This window comes from Marivibrio halodurans (assembly GCF_017963645.1).
GTDB classification, from domain to species: domain Bacteria; phylum Pseudomonadota; class Alphaproteobacteria; order UBA8366; family Aestuariispiraceae; genus Marivibrio; species Marivibrio halodurans.
The window spans coordinates 304,634-322,977 of record NZ_JAGMWN010000004.1 but is presented as its reverse complement, the minus strand read 5'-3'; the positions used below and the strand labels follow the sequence as shown (position 1 = coordinate 322,977).

At 66.7% G+C, this 18,344-nt stretch carries 14 protein-coding genes; 13 read left to right on the top strand and 1 reads right to left on the bottom strand.

The genetic code is table 11. The annotated features are described in order from the left end of the window. The 6 genes from KAJ83_RS10780 to KAJ83_RS10755 all read left to right on the top strand — a co-directional run bounded on the left by KAJ83_RS10780 (window position 1) and on the right by KAJ83_RS10755 (window position 8,104). The gene (locus KAJ83_RS10780; RefSeq protein ID WP_210682075.1) at window positions 1-324 is read left to right on the top strand and encodes an AtuA-related protein; all 324 of its coding nucleotides are present in this window, start codon (window positions 1-3) and stop codon (window positions 322-324) included. A gap of 2 nt (window positions 325-326) precedes the next feature. After that, window positions 327-1,940, top strand: a complete 1,614-nt coding sequence (locus KAJ83_RS10775) for a carboxyl transferase domain-containing protein (protein ID WP_210682074.1) — start codon at window positions 327-329, stop codon at window positions 1,938-1,940. A 3-nt stretch (window positions 1,941-1,943) separates the two neighbouring features. After that, window positions 1,944-3,968, top strand: a complete 2,025-nt coding sequence (locus KAJ83_RS10770; protein WP_210682073.1) for an acetyl/propionyl/methylcrotonyl-CoA carboxylase subunit alpha — start codon at window positions 1,944-1,946, stop codon at window positions 3,966-3,968. A gap of 37 nt (window positions 3,969-4,005) precedes the next feature. Continuing rightward, window positions 4,006-5,154, top strand: a complete 1,149-nt coding sequence (locus KAJ83_RS10765) for an acyl-CoA dehydrogenase family protein (protein ID WP_210682072.1) — start codon at window positions 4,006-4,008, stop codon at window positions 5,152-5,154. A 4-nt stretch (window positions 5,155-5,158) separates the two neighbouring features. Continuing rightward, a complete protein-coding gene (pcaF, locus tag KAJ83_RS10760) occupies window positions 5,159-6,364 on the top strand; it encodes a 3-oxoadipyl-CoA thiolase (protein WP_210682071.1) in 1,206 nt (401 codons plus the stop codon). A gap of 150 nt (window positions 6,365-6,514) precedes the next feature. Beyond that, window positions 6,515-8,104: a GMC family oxidoreductase gene (locus KAJ83_RS10755; RefSeq protein ID WP_210682070.1), complete on the top strand. Its 1,590-nt coding sequence runs from the start codon at window positions 6,515-6,517 to the stop codon at window positions 8,102-8,104. 20 nt (window positions 8,105-8,124) lie between these two features. Here the strand turns inward: KAJ83_RS10755 and KAJ83_RS10750 are convergent, their stop codons facing one another. After that, window positions 8,125-9,036, bottom strand: coding sequence for a LysR substrate-binding domain-containing protein (locus KAJ83_RS10750; protein ID WP_210682069.1), 912 nt, complete (start codon window positions 9,034-9,036; stop codon window positions 8,125-8,127). Between the two features lie 153 nt (window positions 9,037-9,189). On the opposite strand from KAJ83_RS10750, the gene KAJ83_RS10745 reads away from it, so the two are divergent. The 7 genes from KAJ83_RS10745 to KAJ83_RS10715 all read left to right on the top strand — a co-directional run bounded on the left by KAJ83_RS10745 (window position 9,190) and on the right by KAJ83_RS10715 (window position 18,338). Continuing rightward, window positions 9,190-10,296, top strand: coding sequence for a mandelate racemase/muconate lactonizing enzyme family protein (locus KAJ83_RS10745; RefSeq protein ID WP_210682068.1), 1,107 nt, complete (start codon window positions 9,190-9,192; stop codon window positions 10,294-10,296). Then, a complete protein-coding gene (locus KAJ83_RS10740) occupies window positions 10,293-11,798 on the top strand; it encodes an aldehyde dehydrogenase family protein (protein ID WP_210682067.1) in 1,506 nt (501 codons plus the stop codon). The genes KAJ83_RS10745 and KAJ83_RS10740 overlap by 4 nt, the downstream gene beginning before the upstream one ends. Window positions 11,799-11,817: 19 nt before the next feature. Continuing rightward, on the top strand, window positions 11,818-12,927 hold the full coding sequence (locus KAJ83_RS10735; protein ID WP_210682066.1) for an ABC transporter ATP-binding protein: 1,110 nt from the start codon (window positions 11,818-11,820) through the stop codon (window positions 12,925-12,927). A gap of 35 nt (window positions 12,928-12,962) precedes the next feature. Next, window positions 12,963-14,327, top strand: a complete 1,365-nt coding sequence (locus KAJ83_RS10730; RefSeq protein ID WP_210682065.1) for an ABC transporter substrate-binding protein — start codon at window positions 12,963-12,965, stop codon at window positions 14,325-14,327. Window positions 14,328-14,427: 100 nt separating this feature from the next. Continuing rightward, a complete protein-coding gene (locus tag KAJ83_RS10725) occupies window positions 14,428-15,291 on the top strand; it encodes a carbohydrate ABC transporter permease (RefSeq protein WP_210682064.1) in 864 nt (287 codons plus the stop codon). 6 nt (window positions 15,292-15,297) lie between these two features. Beyond that, window positions 15,298-16,134 (top strand): carbohydrate ABC transporter permease, encoded by an 837-nt coding sequence (locus tag KAJ83_RS10720; protein WP_210682063.1) that lies wholly within the window; start codon window positions 15,298-15,300, stop codon window positions 16,132-16,134. Next, window positions 16,131-18,338, top strand: coding sequence for a N,N-dimethylformamidase beta subunit family domain-containing protein (locus KAJ83_RS10715; protein ID WP_210682062.1), 2,208 nt, complete (start codon window positions 16,131-16,133; stop codon window positions 18,336-18,338). Before KAJ83_RS10720 ends, KAJ83_RS10715 begins: the two co-directional genes overlap by 4 nt. Window positions 18,339-18,344: the final 6 nt, after the last annotated feature.

Below are 18,344 nucleotides of genomic sequence, written 5' to 3'. Positions count from 1 at the left end.
GTGCCGTTACTTCGCGACATCGCTTATGTTCGTTCCGGTGACAAGGGCGACGTGATTTCCGTCGGCGTCATCGCCAAATCTCCCGAGGACTATCCCACCCTGCTGCGCAGCGTCACCCCGGCGGCCGTCAAGGCGTTGATGGGCGATTGGGTGAAGGGCGAGGTCGAGGTCCATCCGATGGATAATATCGAGGCGGTCGTCGTCCTCATGCGCAACGCGCTGGGCGGCGGGGCGACCCGGACCTTGCGTCTCGACCAGACCGGCAAGGCGCTCGGCAACGGGCTGCTGCGTCTTACCGTCGTCGAGGAGGGGGCGGGAGCCTAGCGATGGCCACCCACCCCTCGCACGCGCCGGACGGCACGGCACCGACGGAAGCGACGGACACGCCGCCCGGGGGCTATGAACGTCACCGCGCACCCGTTCGCGCGGCCCGCGCCGTGGCGCTTGCCGGCGGGTCGGAAAAGGCGCTGGCGCGTCACCGCGCGCGGGGCAAGCTGACCGCGCGGGAGCGTATCTCCCACCTGCTGGACCCCGGCACGCCTTTCCTGGAGGTCGGGCAACTCGCTGCCCACGACATCTATGAGGAACCTGTTCCTTCCGCCGGGATCGTGACCGGGATCGGCATGGTCGAGAGGCGGCTGGTCATGGTCGTCGCCAATGACGCCACCGTGAAGGGCGGCACCTACTATCCCCTCACCGTGGCGAAGCAGGTCCGCGCGCAGCAGATCGCGCGGGAGAACGGTCTGCCCACCCTCTATCTGGTGGATTCCGGTGGCGCCTTCCTGCCGATGCAGCAGGATCTTTTCCCCGGCGAGCATCATTTCGGCCGCATCTTCCGGAATATCGCGGAGATGTCGGCCCTGGGCCTGCCGCAGATCGCGGCGGTCATGGGAGCCTGTACCGCCGGCGGTGCCTATGTGCCCGCCATGGCGGACGAGACCGTCATCGTCGAGGGAAACGGCACGATCTATCTCGGCGGGCCGCAATTGGTCCGCGCCGCCACGGGGGAGGTCGTGGACGCCCAGGAATTGGGCGGGGCGGCGGTCCATACCGGCCAATCGGCCGTGGCCGATCATCTGGCGCGCGACGATTTGCATGCGCTGTCCCTGGTGCGGGCGATCGTGGCGCGCGGGCCGGCGCGCCCCTTGCCGCCGCCGCCCCTGGCCCCTCTGGCGCCGCTTCGCGCGGCTTCCGAAATCGCCGATCTGATCCCGGTGGATAGCCGCCAGCGCATGCCCGCGCGCGCTATCCTGGAACGCCTGATCGACGCCGGCCGGTTGGACGAGTACCGGGCCCGCTACGGCACGACGGTGATCTGCGGCACGGCGGCCGTCGGCGGCTATCCGGTGGGACTCGTGATGAATGACGGCGTGCTCTTCTCGGAGAGCGCGCAGAAGGCCGCGAACTTCATCGAACTCTGCTGCCAGCGCGAGATTCCCCTGCTTTTCCTGCATGATATCAGCGGCTTCATGGTCGGACGGGATTACGAGGCCGGGGGCATCGCGCGCCACGGGGCGAAGATGGTGAACGCCGTCGCCACCGCCCGCGTTCCCAAATTCAGCCTGTTGATCGGGGGCAGTTACGGGGCCGGAAATTACGCCATGTGTGGCCGCGCCTTCGGGCCGCGCCTGATGGCGATGTGGCCGAACGCGCGGACGTCCGTCATGGGCGGCGCGCAGGCGGCGACCGTCCTGGGCCTGGTGCGCGAGGAACAGATGCGCAAGGCGGGTCAGGATTTCACCGACGCCGACCGCCGCGCGATGGAGGCGCCCGTCCTGGCCGCCTATGAGCGCGAGAGCCATCCGGTCAACGCCGCCGCGCGGCTGTGGGTCGACGCGGTCGTCGATCCGGCGGACACGCGCGATTGGCTGACCCTGTCGCTCGCCATGGCGGCGGGCTCGCCGAAGGAGGAGACGCGCTTCGGCGTGTTCCGGATGTAGGCCATGTTTCGACGTATCCTGATCGCCAATCGGGGCGAGATCGCCCGCCGCGTCGCACGTACCTGCCGGCGTCTCGGCATCGACTATGTCGCCGTTTATTCGGAAGCGGATCGTGACGCCCCGCATCTGGACGGTGCAATCGCCAGCATTCCGATCGGACCGGCGGCGGCCGCGCAGTCCTATCTCGACGCGGAGAAGCTGATCACCGTCGCCCGCGATACCGGCTGCGAGGCGGTGCATCCCGGCTATGGGTTCCTGTCGGAGAACGCCGCCTTCGCGGCGGCGGTGGAGGCAGCCGGGCTTACCTTCATCGGCCCGACGCCCAAGACCATCGCCGACATGGGAGACAAGGCGACCGCCAAGCGCCTGATGGCGGCGGCCGGGGTTCCCACGGTCCCCGGATCGGAAGGCGCGAGCGACGATCCCGTGGAGATCGAGGCGGCGCTGGCCGAGGTCGGCTTTCCCGCGCTGCTCAAGCCGGTCGCCGGTGGCGGGGGCAAGGGCATGGCCGTCATCCGCTCCGGCGACGGACGCGCGGCCATCGATTCCGCCATCCGAACCGCGCGGTCCGGTTTCGGCGATGGGCGCCTTCTGGTCGAACGCTATGTGACGGCGCCCCGCCATGTGGAGGTGCAGGTCTTCGGCGATGGGACGGGGGAGGTCGTCCATCTTCACGAGCGCGAGTGCTCCCTCCAGCGACGGCACCAGAAGGTGGTGGAGGAGGCGCCGGCCGCCTTCCTGTCGGACGATCTGCGGGCCCGCCTGCTGGATGCGGCGACGCGGGGCGCCCGCGCCATCGCCTATCGCAATGCGGGGACGTTCGAATTCATCGTCGGCGCGGATGGCGCCTTCTTCTTCCTGGAGGTGAATACCCGCCTTCAGGTCGAACACCCGGTGACGGAGGAAATCACCGGACTTGATCTGGTCGAGTGGCAATTGCGCATCGCGGCGGGAGAGGGGCTGCCGCGCACGCAGGCGGCCATCCAGGCAAGCGGTCATGCCATCGAATGCCGCCTTTATGCCGAGGACCCGGCGGCGGCGTTCCGCCCGGCCCCGGGGACCGTCGCCGCGCTGCGCTGGCCGGAGGGCGTTCGGGTGGAAAGCGCGATACGCGCCGGCGGCAGCGTGCCGCCGGACTACGACCCGATGATCGCGAAGCTGATCGTCCATGGCGCGGATCGCGACGCGGCGCTCGCGCGGATGCGCGCGGCCTTGGCGGAAACCGCGATCCTGGGATTGACGACCAATCACGGTTTCCTCGCCCGTCTGCTCGCCGATCCGGTGGTTCAGGCGGATGGCGCGGACACCGGTTTCGTGGATGAGGCGCTGCCGCGCCTCGTCGAGATGCCGGACGCGCATGACATTCTGGCCGTCGCGGCGGCGGCGCTCGCCTGTCCGGTCGTGGGGGAGGGGCCCAACTCGCCCTGGCATGGTCCCGGCCTTGGGGATATCGGGGGGGATCTCGGGGGGGGGCGCGGGGCGCTGGACCCGGTGGCGCCCATGGGGCGGGTCGGGTTCGTCATGGACGGAAAATGGCGGATCGCGCGGTTTCGCGCGATCGATGCCGGATATGCCGTCATCGATGTTGGTGGCGAGGATGGCGGGGCCGGGGCCGGGGCCGTGCGGCTGCGAAGCGTGACGATGCATCGGGACGGCGATCTGGTGCGGGGCATGCTCGCCGGTCGTTCCTGGGTCGCGGCCGTCGGGGCCGAGGCGATCGAGATCGCCATCGCCGGCACGCGCGCCCGGGTGGAGCGCGCGCTGGAAGCGCTCGACGGGGCGGCGGGCGGTGATGGGGCCGTTGCCTCGGAGATGCCGGGCGTCGTCGTGGCGCTGCGGGTGGCGGTCGGCGATATCGTGGCGCGCGGCGATACGCTCGCCATCGTCGAGGCGATGAAGTTCGAGACCCCGATCGCCGCGCCGCGCGATGGCATTGTCGCGGAAATCGACTGCGCGGTCGGCACCTCGGTGCGCGCCGGGCAGATCCTCATCCAAATCGGGGAGGCGGGTGAGGCGGCCGGCGCCTGACGCGCGGGTCCTCGCGGAAGCAAGGAAAGGCAGAGGCTTGGCACTGGATACGGAAACCCTGACCCATCTGATCGATACGGTTCGCCGGTTCGTCGATGAACGCTTGATTCCCATCGAACCCCGGGTCGAGGAGGAGAACGCGATCCCGCCGGAGATCGTGCGGGAGATGCGCGATCTGGGGCTTTTCGGCCTGTCGATCCCGGAGGCGCATGGCGGCCTCGGCCTATCGATGGCGGAGGAGGTGGAGATTGCCTTCGCCCTTGGCCGGGCCTCGCCCTGTTTCCGATCGTTGATCGGAACCAATAACGGCATCGGCTCCCAAGGCATCATCATCGATGGGACGTCGGAGCAGAAGACGGAGTGGCTGCCGCGCCTCGCCTCGGGCGAGGTGATCGGCTCCTTCGCCCTGACCGAACCGGATGTCGGCTCCGACGCCGCCGCCGTCGCGCTCTCCGCCAGGCCGGAGGGGGACTCCTATGTGCTGAACGGGACCAAGCGCTATATCACGAACGCGCCGATCGCCGGTCTCTTCACGGTGATGGCGCGGACCGATCCGTCGGTTCGCGGGGCGAAGGGGGTGTCGGCCTTCCTCGTCCCGGCGGGAACGCCCGGCCTGACCGTCGGCAAGCCCGACCGGAAGATGGGGCAGCGCGGTACCTTGACCGCCGACGTGATGTTCGATGATTGCCGCGTGCCGGCCTCCGCCGTCATCGGCGGCGTCGCGGGGCGGGGCTTCGCGACGGCGATGAAGGTGCTGGATCGCGGGCGCCTTCATATCGCGGCGATCTGTTGCGCGGCCGCCTCGCGGTTGCTCGACGAATCGCTCGCCTATGCCCGGGAGCGTAAGCAGTTCGGCCAGCCGATCGCGGAATTCCAGTTGATCCAGGCCATGCTGGCGGAAAGCCGGACCGAACTTTATGCCGGGACGTCCATGGTGCGGGACGCGGCGCGCAAGCGCGACGCGGGCCAGGCCGTCACGCTGGAATCGAGTTGCTGCAAGCTGTTCTGCTCGGAAATGGTGGGCCGCGTGGCGGACCGTGCCGTCCAGATACACGGCGGCGCCGGCTATATGGCCGACTATCCGGTCGAGCGCTTCTATCGCGATGTGCGGCTGTTCCGGCTCTATGAGGGGACCTCGCAGATCCAGCAGTTGATCATCGCCCGCGAGATGTTGAAGGAGACCTGATACCATGGCCGAAGCCTATCTCTGCGACGCGATCCGCACGCCCATCGGTCGCTATGGCGGGGCGCTTGCCCCGGTGCGGGCGGACGACCTGTGCGCCGTCCCGATCAAGGCGCTGATGGCGCGCAACCCATCCGTCGATTGGCGGGCGGTGGACGACGCGATCTTTGGCTGCGCCAATCAGGCGGGGGAGGACAACCGCAATGTCGCGCGCATGGCGAGCCTGCTGGCGGGCCTGCCGACGGAGGTGCCGGGGGCGACGCTGAACCGTCTGTGCGGCTCCGGCATGGATGCGATCGGCATGGCGGCGCGCGCGATCCGCGCGGGCGACGGCGATCTGTACCTCGCCGGCGGGGTGGAAAGCATGAGCCGTGCCCCCTTCGTCATGGGCAAGGCGGACCAGCCCTTCTCCCGCAAGGCGGAGATATTCGACACCACGATCGGCTGGCGCTTCGTCAATAAATTGATGAAGGACCAGTACGGCATCGATTCCATGCCGGAGACGGCGGAGAATGTCGCCATGGACTATGGGATCGACCGCGCGGATCAGGATGCCTTCGCGCTGCGCAGCCAGCAGCGCACCGCCCGCGCCATGGAATCGGGGCGTCTGGCGGAGGAGATCGTCCCCGTCGAGATTCCCCGGCGCAAGGGCGACCCCGTGACCGTCGACACCGACGAGCACCCTCGGCCCGAAACCACGCTTGAGGCGCTGGCCAAATTGCCGACGCCCTTCCGGCGGGACGGCAGCGTGACGGCGGGCAATGCCTCCGGCGTCAATGACGGGGCGGCCGCCGTCCTGATCGCCTCGGAGGCGGCGGCGAAGGCCCATGGCCTCACCCCCCGCGCGCGTATCCTGGGCATGGCGACGGCCGGCGTTCCGCCGCGCATCATGGGAATCGGCCCGGCGCCGGCCAGCGCGAAGCTGCTTGCCCGTCTCGGCATGACGATCGACCGGATGGACGTGATCGAGCTCAACGAGGCCTTCGCCGCCCAGGGTCTGGCCGTGCTGCGCGAACTGGGCGTGCCGGACGATGCCGATCACGTGAATCCGAATGGCGGGGCGATCGCGCTCGGCCATCCGTTGGGGATGTCGGGTGCGCGATTGCTGACCACGGCCCTGATCGAGTTGGAGAAGCGCGCGGCGCGCCATGCCCTGTGCACCATGTGCATCGGTGTCGGCCAGGGCATCGCCATGGTGATTGAACGGGTTTGAGGCGGGTTCACGCCGGAATTGCCCTTAATCCCATGAAGGGTAATTGATTTTGGGTCTGAGCGTCGTTTTCCTTCGTTTGTTTTAACCATAGCACATGTCGATAGTCTTCGCGCGCCCGTATCCCGGGCGTTGGTTGCGGAGACAGTCGAGATGGAAGCTGATTATATTATCGTGGGGGCGGGGTCCGCGGGCAGCGTTCTGGCGAACCGGCTGAGCGAGACGCCGGGGACCCGCGTCCTGGTGGTCGAGGCGGGCGGACAGGACCGGTCGTTTTGGATTTCCATGCCCATCGGCTATGGCCGCCTGTTCCACGACCCGGTGGTGAACTGGCGCTACGAGGCGGAGCCGGATCCCGGGCTCGGCGGGCGGCGGGCTTATTGGCCGCGCGGGCGGGTCCTGGGCGGCTCCAGCTCCATCAACGCCATGGTGTGCATTCGCGGCCGGGCGGAGGATTTCGCGGACTGGGTGTCCGCGACCGGCGAGGCGGGCTGGGGCGCCGGGCCGATGGCGGAGGCCTTTCGGGCGCTGACGCGCCCGGGACACGGATCGGACGGTCTGCCGCTTACCCGGATCGACGATATGGCGCATCCCCTGACGGGTACGTTCGTCGAGGCTTGCCGGGAAATCGGTCTGCCCCCCAATCCGGATTTCAACGGCGAGACCCAGGAAGGGGTCGGCTTCTACCGGATCAATACCCGCCACGGGAAGCGGGTATCGGCCTCCGAAGCCTTCCTCCGCCCCGTGATGCATCGGCCGAACCTGGAGGTCATGCTGCATGCCCGCGTGCGGGCCTTGCGGTTCGACGGCGCGCGCTGCATCGGCCTGGAGGTCGAACGCGACGGCGAGCGCATCCCGCTGACCGCCCGGCGGGAGGTCATCGTCGCGGCCGGGGCGATCGAATCCCCGAAGCTTTTGCAATTGTCCGGTATCGGGAACGGCGAGGATCTCGCCGCTCTGGATATTCCCGTACGCGTACATAACCCGCATGTCGGCGCCAACCTTCAGGACCATGTCGGCCTGAACTACTATTACCGGTCGACGGTGCCGACATTGAACCAGGAACTGGCGCCGCTCCTTCGGCGTCTTTGGAACGGCGCGCGCTATCTGCTGCGGCATAGAGGGCCGCTGGCGATGTCGGTCAATCAGGGGGGCGCGTTCTTCCGGACATCCCCGGACCGTGCGCTTCCGAACATGCAACTCTATCTGCAACTGATCACGACGCTGAAGGCCCGGGATCTGAACCGGCCGTTGCTGACACCGGACCCCTATCCCGCCTTCGCCCTGGGGCTGTCGAACACCCGGCCGAGAAGCCGGGGCATGATCGGGCTTGCGAGCGCCGATCCGATGGCGCCGCCCCTGATCCGGCCGAACGTCTATGCGGCCGAGGAGGATTTGGTGGAGATGTTGGAGGCCGTCCGCTTCATCCGCCGCCTGGCCGGCACCAAGGCCTTCTCCGGTGTCATCGCGGAGGAACTTCTGCCCGGGCCGGGCGTCGTCACGGAAGGGGAGTTGATCGAGGATATCCGGCGCCGTACGGGCACCGTGTTCCACCCGTGCGGGACCTGCGCGATGGGACGCGACCCGGACGGCAGCGTCCTGGCGCCGGACTTGCGCGTGCGGGGCGTGGAGGGGCTACGGGTCGCCGATGCCGCCGCCTTTCCCAATATCGTCAGCGGCAATCTGAACCTGCCCGTGATGATGCTGGCGGCGCGGGCGGCGGAGATCATTCGGCGGGGGTGACCCGGGGGCACCCGATGTCCTCAATCCGTCTCGCGCGCGGCCTTGATCTGGGTGGTTAACCAGGATTTGAAGACGACCGCCTCGGGCTTCGTCTCCTTCTGGCTTTCCGGCGTCAGCAGGTAATGCGCCTCCTTCAAGGGCAGCGCGAAGTCGAAGGGGGCGGCGACCGGCAATGTCTTCGCCGCCTCCACGACATGGGAGCGCAGGACGATCGCCGCCCCCGCCCCGTTGGCCACCAGTGTCAAGGCGGTCAGCGAATTATCGACGCGCATGGAACGCCCGATCGTCGGCGCCGCGAGGCCCAGGGTCTCGAACGCCTTCTTCCAGTGATCCTCATAGCCGATGACGTGGATCAGCGGGCTGTTCGCGACGGCGTCGCGAAGCCGGTCCGGATCGTAGCCGCAGGATTCGGCGATCGAGCGCTGCACGACGACGACGGAATGGTCGTACATGATCCGCTCCGCCGCATAGCCGGGCCAGTTCCCGGAGCCGAACCGGATATCGAAATCGGTGGAATCGTTCAGCGCGGCATCCAGCCAGACCAGCGAATAAAGCTGTACCGGCACATTCGGGTACTGGTTCCTGAAATCAGCCAGACGCGGCGCCAGGAACAGCGTGACGAACGACAAGGGCGCGCTGACCGTAAGGGCCGATCCGGCCCCCAGGCCGAAGAGCTTCATCGTCGTCGCCGACAATTGCTCCAAGGAATCGCGTACGCCCGGCAGATAGGCCGCCCCCATGCCGGTGAGGCGTACGCCCCGGGCCCGCCGCTCGAACAGCGGATGGCCAACCTGTTGTTCCAGCGAGCGGATCTGGTGACTGATCGCGGTGGAGGTCAGGTTCAACTCACGCGCGGCGGCCGCGAAGCTATTATGCCGGGCGCTGGCCTCGAAGGCCCTGATCCAATTCAGGGGGGGGAGTCGGAAGCTCATTTTAGGCCCAATTTTTCTTTGGTCTTAGTGCCATAAAACTTCACTTGTTTTGGCCATTCAAGTGGCAAATCCTTATCGTCATGAAAAATCGAACAATGGCCGGTTCCGATGGCCGGCTTCCGCGCCATTGGCGCGGACCTGGGAGGCGCGTTCATGAAGGTCAGGTCGCTGGAGAGTTTCTGTACCCAATTTATCGGCTTCCTGCGGGTGACCGACGAGGCCGGCAATCAGGGCTGGGGTCAGTTCTCCACCTATAATTCGGATATCACCGCGGCCGTTTTCCATCGTCAGGTCGCCCCCTATGTCCTGGGCCGGGACACGGACGATCTGGAGGATCTGATCGCGACGATCCCGGAGCGCGAGCACAAATTTCCAGGCTCCTATCTGAAGCGCGCGCTGGGCGGTCTCGACACGGCGGTCTGGGATCTGCGCGGGAAGGTCGCGGGCCTGCCCGTGGCGACCCTGCTGGGCGGCGCGCCGGGGCGGGTTCGGGCCTATGCGTCCTCCATGCGCCGCGACATCACGCCGGAGGAGGAGGGCGCGCGCTTCGCCCGCCTGCGCGACGATTTCGGGTTCGACGCCTTCAAGTTCCGTGTCGCGAAGGAATGCGGGCGCGATACCGATGTCTATCCCGGGCGCAGCGAGGCGATGGCCCCCGCGATTCGCCGGGTGCTCGGCGACGATGCCGCGCTTCTGGCCGACGGCAATAGCGGCCTCTCCCCGACGCGGGCGATCGAGCTGGGGAAGGTGCTTCAGGACAATGGCGTCCAGCATTTCGAGGAACCCTGCCCCTATTGGGAATTGGACCAGACCTGGCAGGTCACGGAGGCCCTCGATCTCGACGTGACGGGAGGCGAGCAGGATTGCGAGTTCCTCGTCTGGAAGGAGATCGTCGGGCGCGGGACCGTCGACGTGGCCCAGCCCGATATCCTCTATCTGGGCGGCATGTGCCGGACCCTGGAGGTCTGCCGGATGGCGGCGGCGGCCGATATGCCGGTCACCCCGCACGCCGCGAACCTGGGGCTGGTGACGCTGTTCACCATGCATCTGCTGCGGGCGATCCCGAATGCGGGGAAATATCTGGAATTCTCGATCGAGGGGCCGGACTTCTATCCCTGGCAATATGGCGTGCTGCGCAACGACCCCTACCGGATCGTGGACGGCCATGCGGAGGTGACGGACGCACCCGGGTGGGGCGTCGAGGTGGAGCCGGAATGGCTGGCCCGGTCCGCCTATCAAATCAGTGAGTTGCCGAAATGACCGCGACGACCGACGCCTACGCCGCCCGCTATTTCGAGACCGGCACGTTGGAGGATATTCCGTCCGGCCACTTCATCGACGGGGCGGAGTACCCGTCCGTGGAGGGCGGCATGATGGAGATCGCCGATCCCGGCCTGGGGCGGGTCTTCACCGCCGTATCGGCCGGCGACGCGGCGGATGTCGATCGCGCGGTGCGCTCCGCCGCATGGGCCTTCGACGAATGGCGGCGCATGCCGGCCTTCCAGCGGGGACGCATCCTGGGCGCGATGGCGACCAAGATCCGCGAGAACAGGGATCTGCTGGCGGTGCTGGAGGTTCTGAATGTCGGCAAGACCCTGGCCGAGGCGACCGCCAAGGTGGAGACGGCCGCGCGGACCTTCGAATATTATGCCGGCGTGTGCGACAAGCTGCAGGGCGACAGCCTGCCCATCGGCTTCGAGCAGATCGGCTTCAGCATGCTGGAGCCGGTCGGTGTCGTCGCGCAGATCATTCCCTGGAACTATCCGATGTCGACCTTCGCCCGGGGCGTCGCGCCGGCACTGGCAGCGGGGTGCTGCGTCGTGGCGAAGCCGGCGGAGACGACGCCGCACACGGCCCTGATCTTCGCGCGGCTGTTGGTGGAGGCCGGTCTGCCGCCGGGCGTCTGCAATGTCGTGCTGGGGGAAGGGGCGTCGGTCGGCGCCGCGCTGTCCGCCCATCCCGATGTGGCGCATGTGACCTTCACGGGCTCCCCGGTCACGGGAACGCGCGTCATGCAGGCGGCGGCGGATCACTTCGCCAGTGTCACGATGGAACTGGGTGGCAAGTCCCCGGTCATCGCGCTGGCTGACTGCGATATCGCGAAGACGGCGGACGGCGTGATCGGGGCGATCTTCGAGAATGCCGGACAGATATGTTCCGCCGGGTCGCGCCTCGTCGTGGAGCGCGCCATCCATGCCGACCTCGTCGCGGCGGTGGTCGATCGCGCGCGCGCGATTACCGTGGGCCACGGCCTGCGTGGCAACAGGATGGGCGCGATCAATTCCCGGCGCCAGATGGACCGCATCCTGGAATTCATCGATACCGCGCGGGCGGGCGGTGACAGAATCCTGTGCGGCGGGGAAGCCGTCGCCGACCCGAAAGGCGGCGATGGCTGGTTCGTCGCGCCGACGGTGATCGACGACCTGCCGCCGGACTCGCCATGCGTTCAGGAGGAGATATTCGGCCCCGTCCTGTCCGTCCAGGTGGTCGACGGGCCGGCGGACGCGCTGCGGGCGGCCAATGGAACGCGCTATGGCCTGATGGCGGGCATCTATACCCGGGATGTCTCCGCCGCCTTGGCGATCGCGCGCGATCTGAAATGCGGTCAGGTGACCATCAACGACTATTGGGGCGGCGGGGTCGAGGTTCCGTTCGGCGGTGTGGGCCATTCCGGCTTCGGACGGGAAAAGGGGCTCGTCGCGCTGCTATCCTATTTGCGGACCAAGAGCATCGTTGCTCGGGTTCCGGCGTCCCTCTCCTGAAAAGCGCGGAAATCATTCAATGGCCTCCATAGAAATTCGTAATGTCACCAAGAAGTTCGGCGATCTGACGGTCGTCGACGATGTCAGCATGTCGATCGACGACGGCGAGCTCATGGTGTTCGTCGGCCCGTCCGGTTGCGGCAAGTCGACCACCCTGCGCATGGTCGCGGGTCTGGAGACCACGACCGCCGGAACGATCATGATCGGCGATCGCGATGTGACGCGCCTTGATCCCAAGGACCGCAATATCGCGATGGTGTTCCAGAACTACGCGCTCTACGCCCATAAAAGCGTCTACGGGAATCTGGCCTTCGGCCTGCGCATGCGGGGCGCGTCGAAGGCGGAGATCGACAAGCGCGTCCGCGAGGCGGCCGCGACGCTCGGCATCGACGACCTTCTGGAGCGTCGGCCGAAGCAGCTTTCCGGCGGGCAGCGTCAGCGCGTCGCCCTCGGCCGCGCCCTGGTCCGCGACCCGGACGCCTTTCTGCTGGACGAGCCGCTGAGCAACCTGGACGCCAAGCTGCGGGTGCGGATGCGCGAGGAGATCGGCAGTCTCCACTCCCGCATCGGGACCAGCATGATCTATGTGACGCATGATCAGGTCGAGGCGATGACGCTCGGCAACCGGATCGCGGTCATGAAGGATGGCCGGTTGCAGCAGGTCGGCGCGCCCCTCGAAGTCTATGACAATCCCGCGAACCAGTTCGTGGCGAGCTTCATCGGATCGCCCGAGATGAATCAGGTCGACGCCCGGCTGGAGGCGGCGGGAAGCGGACTGCGCCTCATGGGCGACGGTTTCGCGATCGACCTTTCGACGGCCCGGAGCGCGGGGTTGAGCGCGGGCGCCGATGTCGTCCTGGGCCTTCGCCCGGAGCATCTGGAGGTGCTGCCGGACGGGGCGGAAGATGGGGTGGAGTTCCGCATGCGGGTCGACCTCGTCGAGCCGATGGGTGCGCAGACCCTGTTGCTTTGCCGCGAGGGCGGGACATCCCTGCGCGTGCTGATTTCCCGGAACGACGGAATATCGCGCGGAGACCGCGTCGCGATGCGACTCGGCGACGGGCGCTATCACCTGTTCGACGCCGCGTCGGGAACGACGCTGAAGTCGATCGGGACCAAGGTGATCTGAACAACAAACTTGGGTAACAGCAGGAGGAGGAAATCATGGTGAAGAAGAGTCCGTTGGATCCGACCGGGCAAGGTTTCCGCGTGAACGGAAGCCCCTCCAGACGATCCGTCATCAAGGGGGTGGGGGCCGCGGCCGCCGTCGCGCCCTTCGCGCTTTCCGCGCCGGCCGTGCTGGCGGCGGACAAGACGGTCCGTTTCCTGAACGCGGAGCCGAGCGTCGACAGCGTGCGCGCGATGCGCTTCGCCGCCGCCCAGTACGAGAAGGAAACCGGGATCAAGGTCCAGATGGACAGCGTTCCCGGCGGCAAGGCCTTCGAGAAGCTGCAGGCCTCGATCCAATCCGGGCGCCCCTACGATATCGCGACCCTGAGCTTCGTCGGCGACGTGCTGCTGCTCGCCAACGAGAAGAAGATCGTCCCGCTGAACTCGATCATCTCGAAATATGATTGGGGGCCGCGCATCCTGTTTCCGATGCAGGGCGACAATTACTGGTACCCGTACGACTACAATCTGTGCTGGATCAACTACCGCAAGGATCTGTACGCGGCCAAGTCGCTGCGGGAGCCCGGCAACTGGGACGGCATGATGGGCAATCTGGCCGCCCTGACCGGCGATGGCGAGAACCAGCTACGCCACGGCATCGTCCATCCGATCGGCAGCAACGGCGCGGCCAACTACACCGCCTTCGGCTATATGTGGGCGAATGGGGTGAAGCTGTTCGACGATGATTGGAACGTCGTGCTCGATTCCCCCGATATCCTGCCGAAGGCGGCGGAATATCTCGATTTCATGGCGGACCTTACCCAGTACATGCCGCCCTCGCCGATGCAGTCCGACTGGGCCAATCTGGTGGGCGACTTCCAGGGGGGAATCATCTCCCACACGCCCGGAACCGGCCGGTTGATCGATCAGATGGGACTGACCATGCCGGAGAAGGCGAAGCAGGTTTCGTCCTTCCTCTTCCCGTCGAAGGATGGGAAGAAATTCGCGGTGAACCATGGTTATGACGGCTGGGTCGTCCTGGATACCGCGATGACGGACGAGGCGCTGAAGTTCCTCGAATGGTTCTCCGACGAGCATCTGATCAACTTCCTACACTCCTCGCCGGTGCATTATCAGCCGACGCGCCTGGATATCTACGAGGACCCGCGCTGGACGTCGCATCCGGCGTTCGAGACCTTCGCGGACATCCTCGCGATGCAGAAGCGGGTGCTCAACGACCCGGATGTCATCATCCGGTCGATCGATACCGAGGGGCCGGAACCCGATGTACGTGCCGGCAAGGTGTTCCGTTCCTATGCGTTGCCGGAGATGATTCAGGATCGCGTCCTGAACGGTACGTCCGCCACCGACAGCGTACGTACGGCCGCCGAGAAGATCAGGAAAATCATCGCGGCCTGATGCGGGAATAGAGGCGGCCGAAGGGGGGTGAAATCCCTTCGGCCGTCCTCTCCCAAATGCGGTTCCCGCGCCGGCCGGGTCGGAAGTGGAAGTCAAGCGGATGCCCAGCGATCGCATCATCTATATCATCTTCTTTCTCGCCTTGGGCCTCACCGCCCTGTTGGTCCTCTATCCCGCCTATTACGCGCTGGAGCTGAGTTTCCAGCACCGGGAATCGCTGATCTCCGAACCCGAATGGGTCTGGTTCCAGAACTATGCCCGCGTGCTGGCCATGCCGGATTTCTGGGCGGCGCTCGGCCGGGGGGTGATCTTCGCCGGGTTGACGATCCTGCTTCAGATCGTGCTCGGGATCGGATTCGCCCTGCTGCTGGCGCGGGAGTTCCCGGGCATGCCGGTGATCCGTGGGATCGCGGTCCTGCCCTATCTATTGCCGACCGTCGTCGTGGCGCTGACCTTCCGATGGATGCTGGACGGGTCCGTCGGGATATTCAGCAAGGCGGCGCAGCTTCTGGGCTACGACTATCTGCCCTGGGGCGACGACCCCTATATGGCGATGATCACGGTGATCCTGATCAGTGTCTGGATTTGGACACCCTTCGTCACCCTGACCTGCCTGGCGGGGCTGCAATCCATCCCGGAGGACATCTACGAGGCGGCGCGCATCGACGGCGCCGGACCCTGGCAGCGCTTCTGGCACATCACCTTGCCGCAGTTGCGCTCCGTGCTGCTGGTCGTGTTGCTGCTGCGCGCGATCTGGATGTTCAACAAGTTCGATATCGTCTGGCTGATGACACGCGGCGGCCCGCAGCAGGCGACCGAGCAATTGCCGATCTTCTCCTACAGACAGGCGTTCGAGATGTACGACGTCGGCGCCGGGGCGGCCGTATCGGCGATCTCCTTCGTGATCCTGTCCGTGCTGATCCTGATCTATTTCCGCCTGTTTCCCCTGGACCGGAAGGATTGAGCGTCCATGCGCGCGAATTTCCCCAAACTGGGCTCGAAGCTGGGCTATGGCGCGCTGCTGGCGCTGACGGTCATCTATTCGGTCTTTCCGATCTATTGGATGATTAACACCAGTTTCCGTGAGCCCTCGACCATCTATACCGCGATCGAGTTCTTTCCGTCGGCCTTCACGTGGGAGAACTTCTCGACCCTGCTCGAACTGACCGACTATCCGACCTGGTTCGCGAATTCGGTGATCGTCGCGCTGGGGACCGTCGCGGTGACGATCGTGCTCTCGGTTCTGATCGCCTATGCGGTGACGCGACTTCAGTTCCGCGGCAAGACCCTCGTGATCGGGACGATGCTCTACGCCTATATGTTCCCGCCGCTGTTGCTGGCGATTCCGCTGGCGACCCTTTTCGTGCGGATCGGCCTGTCCGATACGCTGCTGTCGCTGGTGATATCGCACACGACATTGGCGCTTCCGCTCGGCGTCTGGCTGCTCTGGGGCTTTTTCAAGCAGATACCCCACGATGTGGAGGAGGCGGCGATGGTGGATGGTTGCTCGCGTCTTCGCGCCTTCGTCCTGGTCGTCCTGCCGCTGACCCTGCCGGGGATCGTCACGGTGGCGATCTTCGCCTTCCTGCTGTCCTGGACCGACTATGTCTTCGCCCTGGTCATGGTCAGTAGCGACGTCAACAAGACCCTGCCGGTCGGCCTGGATACGATGGTCGGCCTCTATGAACTGCGTTGGGGCGAGTTGATGGCCGGATCGACCCTGATCGCGCTGCCGCTCTTCGTCATGTTCACGTTCCTGAGCCGGTTCTTCATACGCGGGCTCGCAGCGGGTGCCGTCAAGGGATGATCCCGATCATAGGCTATGCGGACGAACTCGGCGCGCGCCCGGGCGAGGTCCTGGGATTCAAGGTCAGTTCCACGGCGGCGGAGCCCTATGAGGTTCAGCTTGTCCGGATCATCTGCGCCGATCCCAATCCGGACGGGCCCGGTATCCGGCATGAGGAGGTCGCGGCGTCGTGCAACGGGCGCTACCCGTCGCGCTTCCAGAGCTTCGTTCCGGGCTCCCATGCCGAGGCGCCGCTACCGGCCGGTACGCGGCTGGAGCGGCTCACCCTGGAAGCGACCGTCATGCCGGGCCTGGTCGATCGGGACCGGCAAACGATAATCGCGATCGGCGATCCGGCGACCGGGTTTTCCCTGGACCTGTCGGTGGACCGGGCGGGGCCGGCTCTCTCCGTCGCCACCGCCGGCGGCGATGGGGGGCTGACGCTGGGGATGCCGCTGCGGCCGATGCGTTGGTACCGGATCGCGGGCTTCGTCGATTTCGTCTCCGGGCGCGCGGAACTGGTGGCCGAATGCCTGGGGCGGGACACGGGCGGTGGAGGGGCCGCCGGGGCGGTTCCGGGCGGCGCGGTGCCGTGCCTTTCGGACGGGGCCCGCGCGCGGATCGCGGCGGGCAATGTCGGCGGCCCACCCGCCCGGCATTTCAATGGTCGGATCGAGGCGCCGTCGCTCACCCTCGGCGGGGAGGGGGCCGGAGCGGTGGGCGCGGAGAGGGTTGGCGAGTGTCTCGCCGCCTGGGACTTCTCGCGCGGGATCGATACGGACCGCATCCGGGATACCGGCCCCCATGGGCTGCATGGTCGGCTCGTCAATATGCCGACGCGGGGCGTGCGCGGCTCCCGCTGGACCGGGCGCGAGATGGCCTGGCCCCACGCGCCGGAGGATTATGCCGCGATCCATTTCCACGAGGATGATTGCCACGATTGCGGCTGGGCGGACGATTTCACCTTCGCGATCCCCGAGGATTTTCGAAGCGGCGTCTACGCCATGCGGCTTCGATGCGCCGGGGCGGAGGATTTCATTCCCTTCTTCGTGGCCGCGCCGAAGGGGCGCCCGCGCTCCGACCTCTGCGTCGTCATCCCCACCTTCACCTATGTCATGTACGGGAATAACGGCCGCTATGACTACGGGCCCGCGATCGAGAAGCGCATGGCGGACTGGGGCGCCTATCCCTACAACCCCGACCGGTATCGGCAGTTCGGCCAGTCGAGCTATAATCTGCACCCGGACGGCACCGGCATATCGCTCTGTTCCTGGCGCCGGCCGCTCCTGAATCTGCGATCGGGCTACCTTACGCTTCTGGCGCCGAATTGCGGCTCAGGCCTGCGCCATTATCAGGCGGACAGCCATCTTTGGGCATGGCTGGAGGCCAAGGGGCTGGATTTCGACGTGGTGACGGACCACCAGCTTCATGCCGACGGGGCGGCGGCGCTTCGTCCCTATCGCGCGGTGCTGACCTGCACGCACCCGGAGTATCACACGGAAGGCAGCCTCGACGCCTTCCAGGGCTATGTCGAATCCGGCGGGCGGCTCTGCTATCTGGGCGGCAATGGGTTCTATTGGCGCATCGCGGTTTCCGACACGATCCCCGGCATCGCGGAGGTCCGTCGGGCGGAAGGCGGCATCCGAACCTGGGCGGCGGAGCCGGGGGAGTATTATCAGGCGCTGGATGGGGGCTATGGCGGGCTTTGGCGCCGCAACGGACGCCCGCCGCAGGCGCTCGCGGGGGTGGGGTTCTCGGCCCAGGGAACCTTCCTCGGTTCCTATTACCGCCGTCTGGCGGAGTCCTACCGGCCCGACCTTTCCTGGATATTCGACGGCATCGATGGGGATATCCTGGGCGACGCCGGGCTGTCCGGGTCGGGCGCGGCCGGGTACGAGCTGGATCGCCTCGACCCGCATCTCGGCTCGCCCGACAATGCCGTGGTCCTGGCCCGCTCGGAAGCGCACGCGCCGACCTATGTCGTGGCGCCGGAGGAGATCCTGACCCATGTCAGCACGACTACCGGCGAGCCGCCGGATCGGCTGATCCATGCCGACATGGTCTATTTCGACACGCCGTCGGGCGGGGCCGTCTTCTCGGTCGGCTCGATCACCTTCTGCGGCAGCCTGCCGGTCGACGACTTCGGCAATCCGGTCTCCCGCTTGCTGGAGAATGTGGTGACCGGGTTCCTGGCCGGGAAGGGGGGTGAGCCTCCCCGCTCATAACCGGTG

What these genes read in the sequence shown, in the direction of transcription:
- KAJ83_RS10775 (WP_210682074.1), top strand. Translation starts at nt 327, where the DNA reads ATGGCCACCCACCCCTCGCACGCGCCGGACGGCACGGCACCGACGGAA.
- KAJ83_RS10770 (WP_210682073.1), top strand. Translation starts at nt 1,944, where the DNA reads ATGTTTCGACGTATCCTGATCGCCAATCGGGGCGAGATCGCCCGCCGC.
- pcaF (WP_210682071.1), top strand. Translation starts at nt 5,159, where the DNA reads ATGGCCGAAGCCTATCTCTGCGACGCGATCCGCACGCCCATCGGTCGC.
- KAJ83_RS10755 (WP_210682070.1), top strand. Translation starts at nt 6,515, where the DNA reads ATGGAAGCTGATTATATTATCGTGGGGGCGGGGTCCGCGGGCAGCGTT.
- KAJ83_RS10750 (WP_210682069.1), bottom strand. Translation starts at nt 9,036, where the DNA reads ATGAGCTTCCGACTCCCCCCCCTGAATTGGATCAGGGCCTTCGAGGCC.
- KAJ83_RS10745 (WP_210682068.1), top strand. Translation starts at nt 9,190, where the DNA reads ATGAAGGTCAGGTCGCTGGAGAGTTTCTGTACCCAATTTATCGGCTTC.
- KAJ83_RS10740 (WP_210682067.1), top strand. Translation starts at nt 10,293, where the DNA reads ATGACCGCGACGACCGACGCCTACGCCGCCCGCTATTTCGAGACCGGC.
- KAJ83_RS10735 (WP_210682066.1), top strand. Translation starts at nt 11,818, where the DNA reads ATGGCCTCCATAGAAATTCGTAATGTCACCAAGAAGTTCGGCGATCTG.
- KAJ83_RS10730 (WP_210682065.1), top strand. Translation starts at nt 12,963, where the DNA reads ATGGTGAAGAAGAGTCCGTTGGATCCGACCGGGCAAGGTTTCCGCGTG.
- KAJ83_RS10725 (WP_210682064.1), top strand. Translation starts at nt 14,428, where the DNA reads ATGCCCAGCGATCGCATCATCTATATCATCTTCTTTCTCGCCTTGGGC.
- KAJ83_RS10720 (WP_210682063.1), top strand. Translation starts at nt 15,298, where the DNA reads ATGCGCGCGAATTTCCCCAAACTGGGCTCGAAGCTGGGCTATGGCGCG.
- KAJ83_RS10715 (WP_210682062.1), top strand. Translation starts at nt 16,131, where the DNA reads ATGATCCCGATCATAGGCTATGCGGACGAACTCGGCGCGCGCCCGGGC.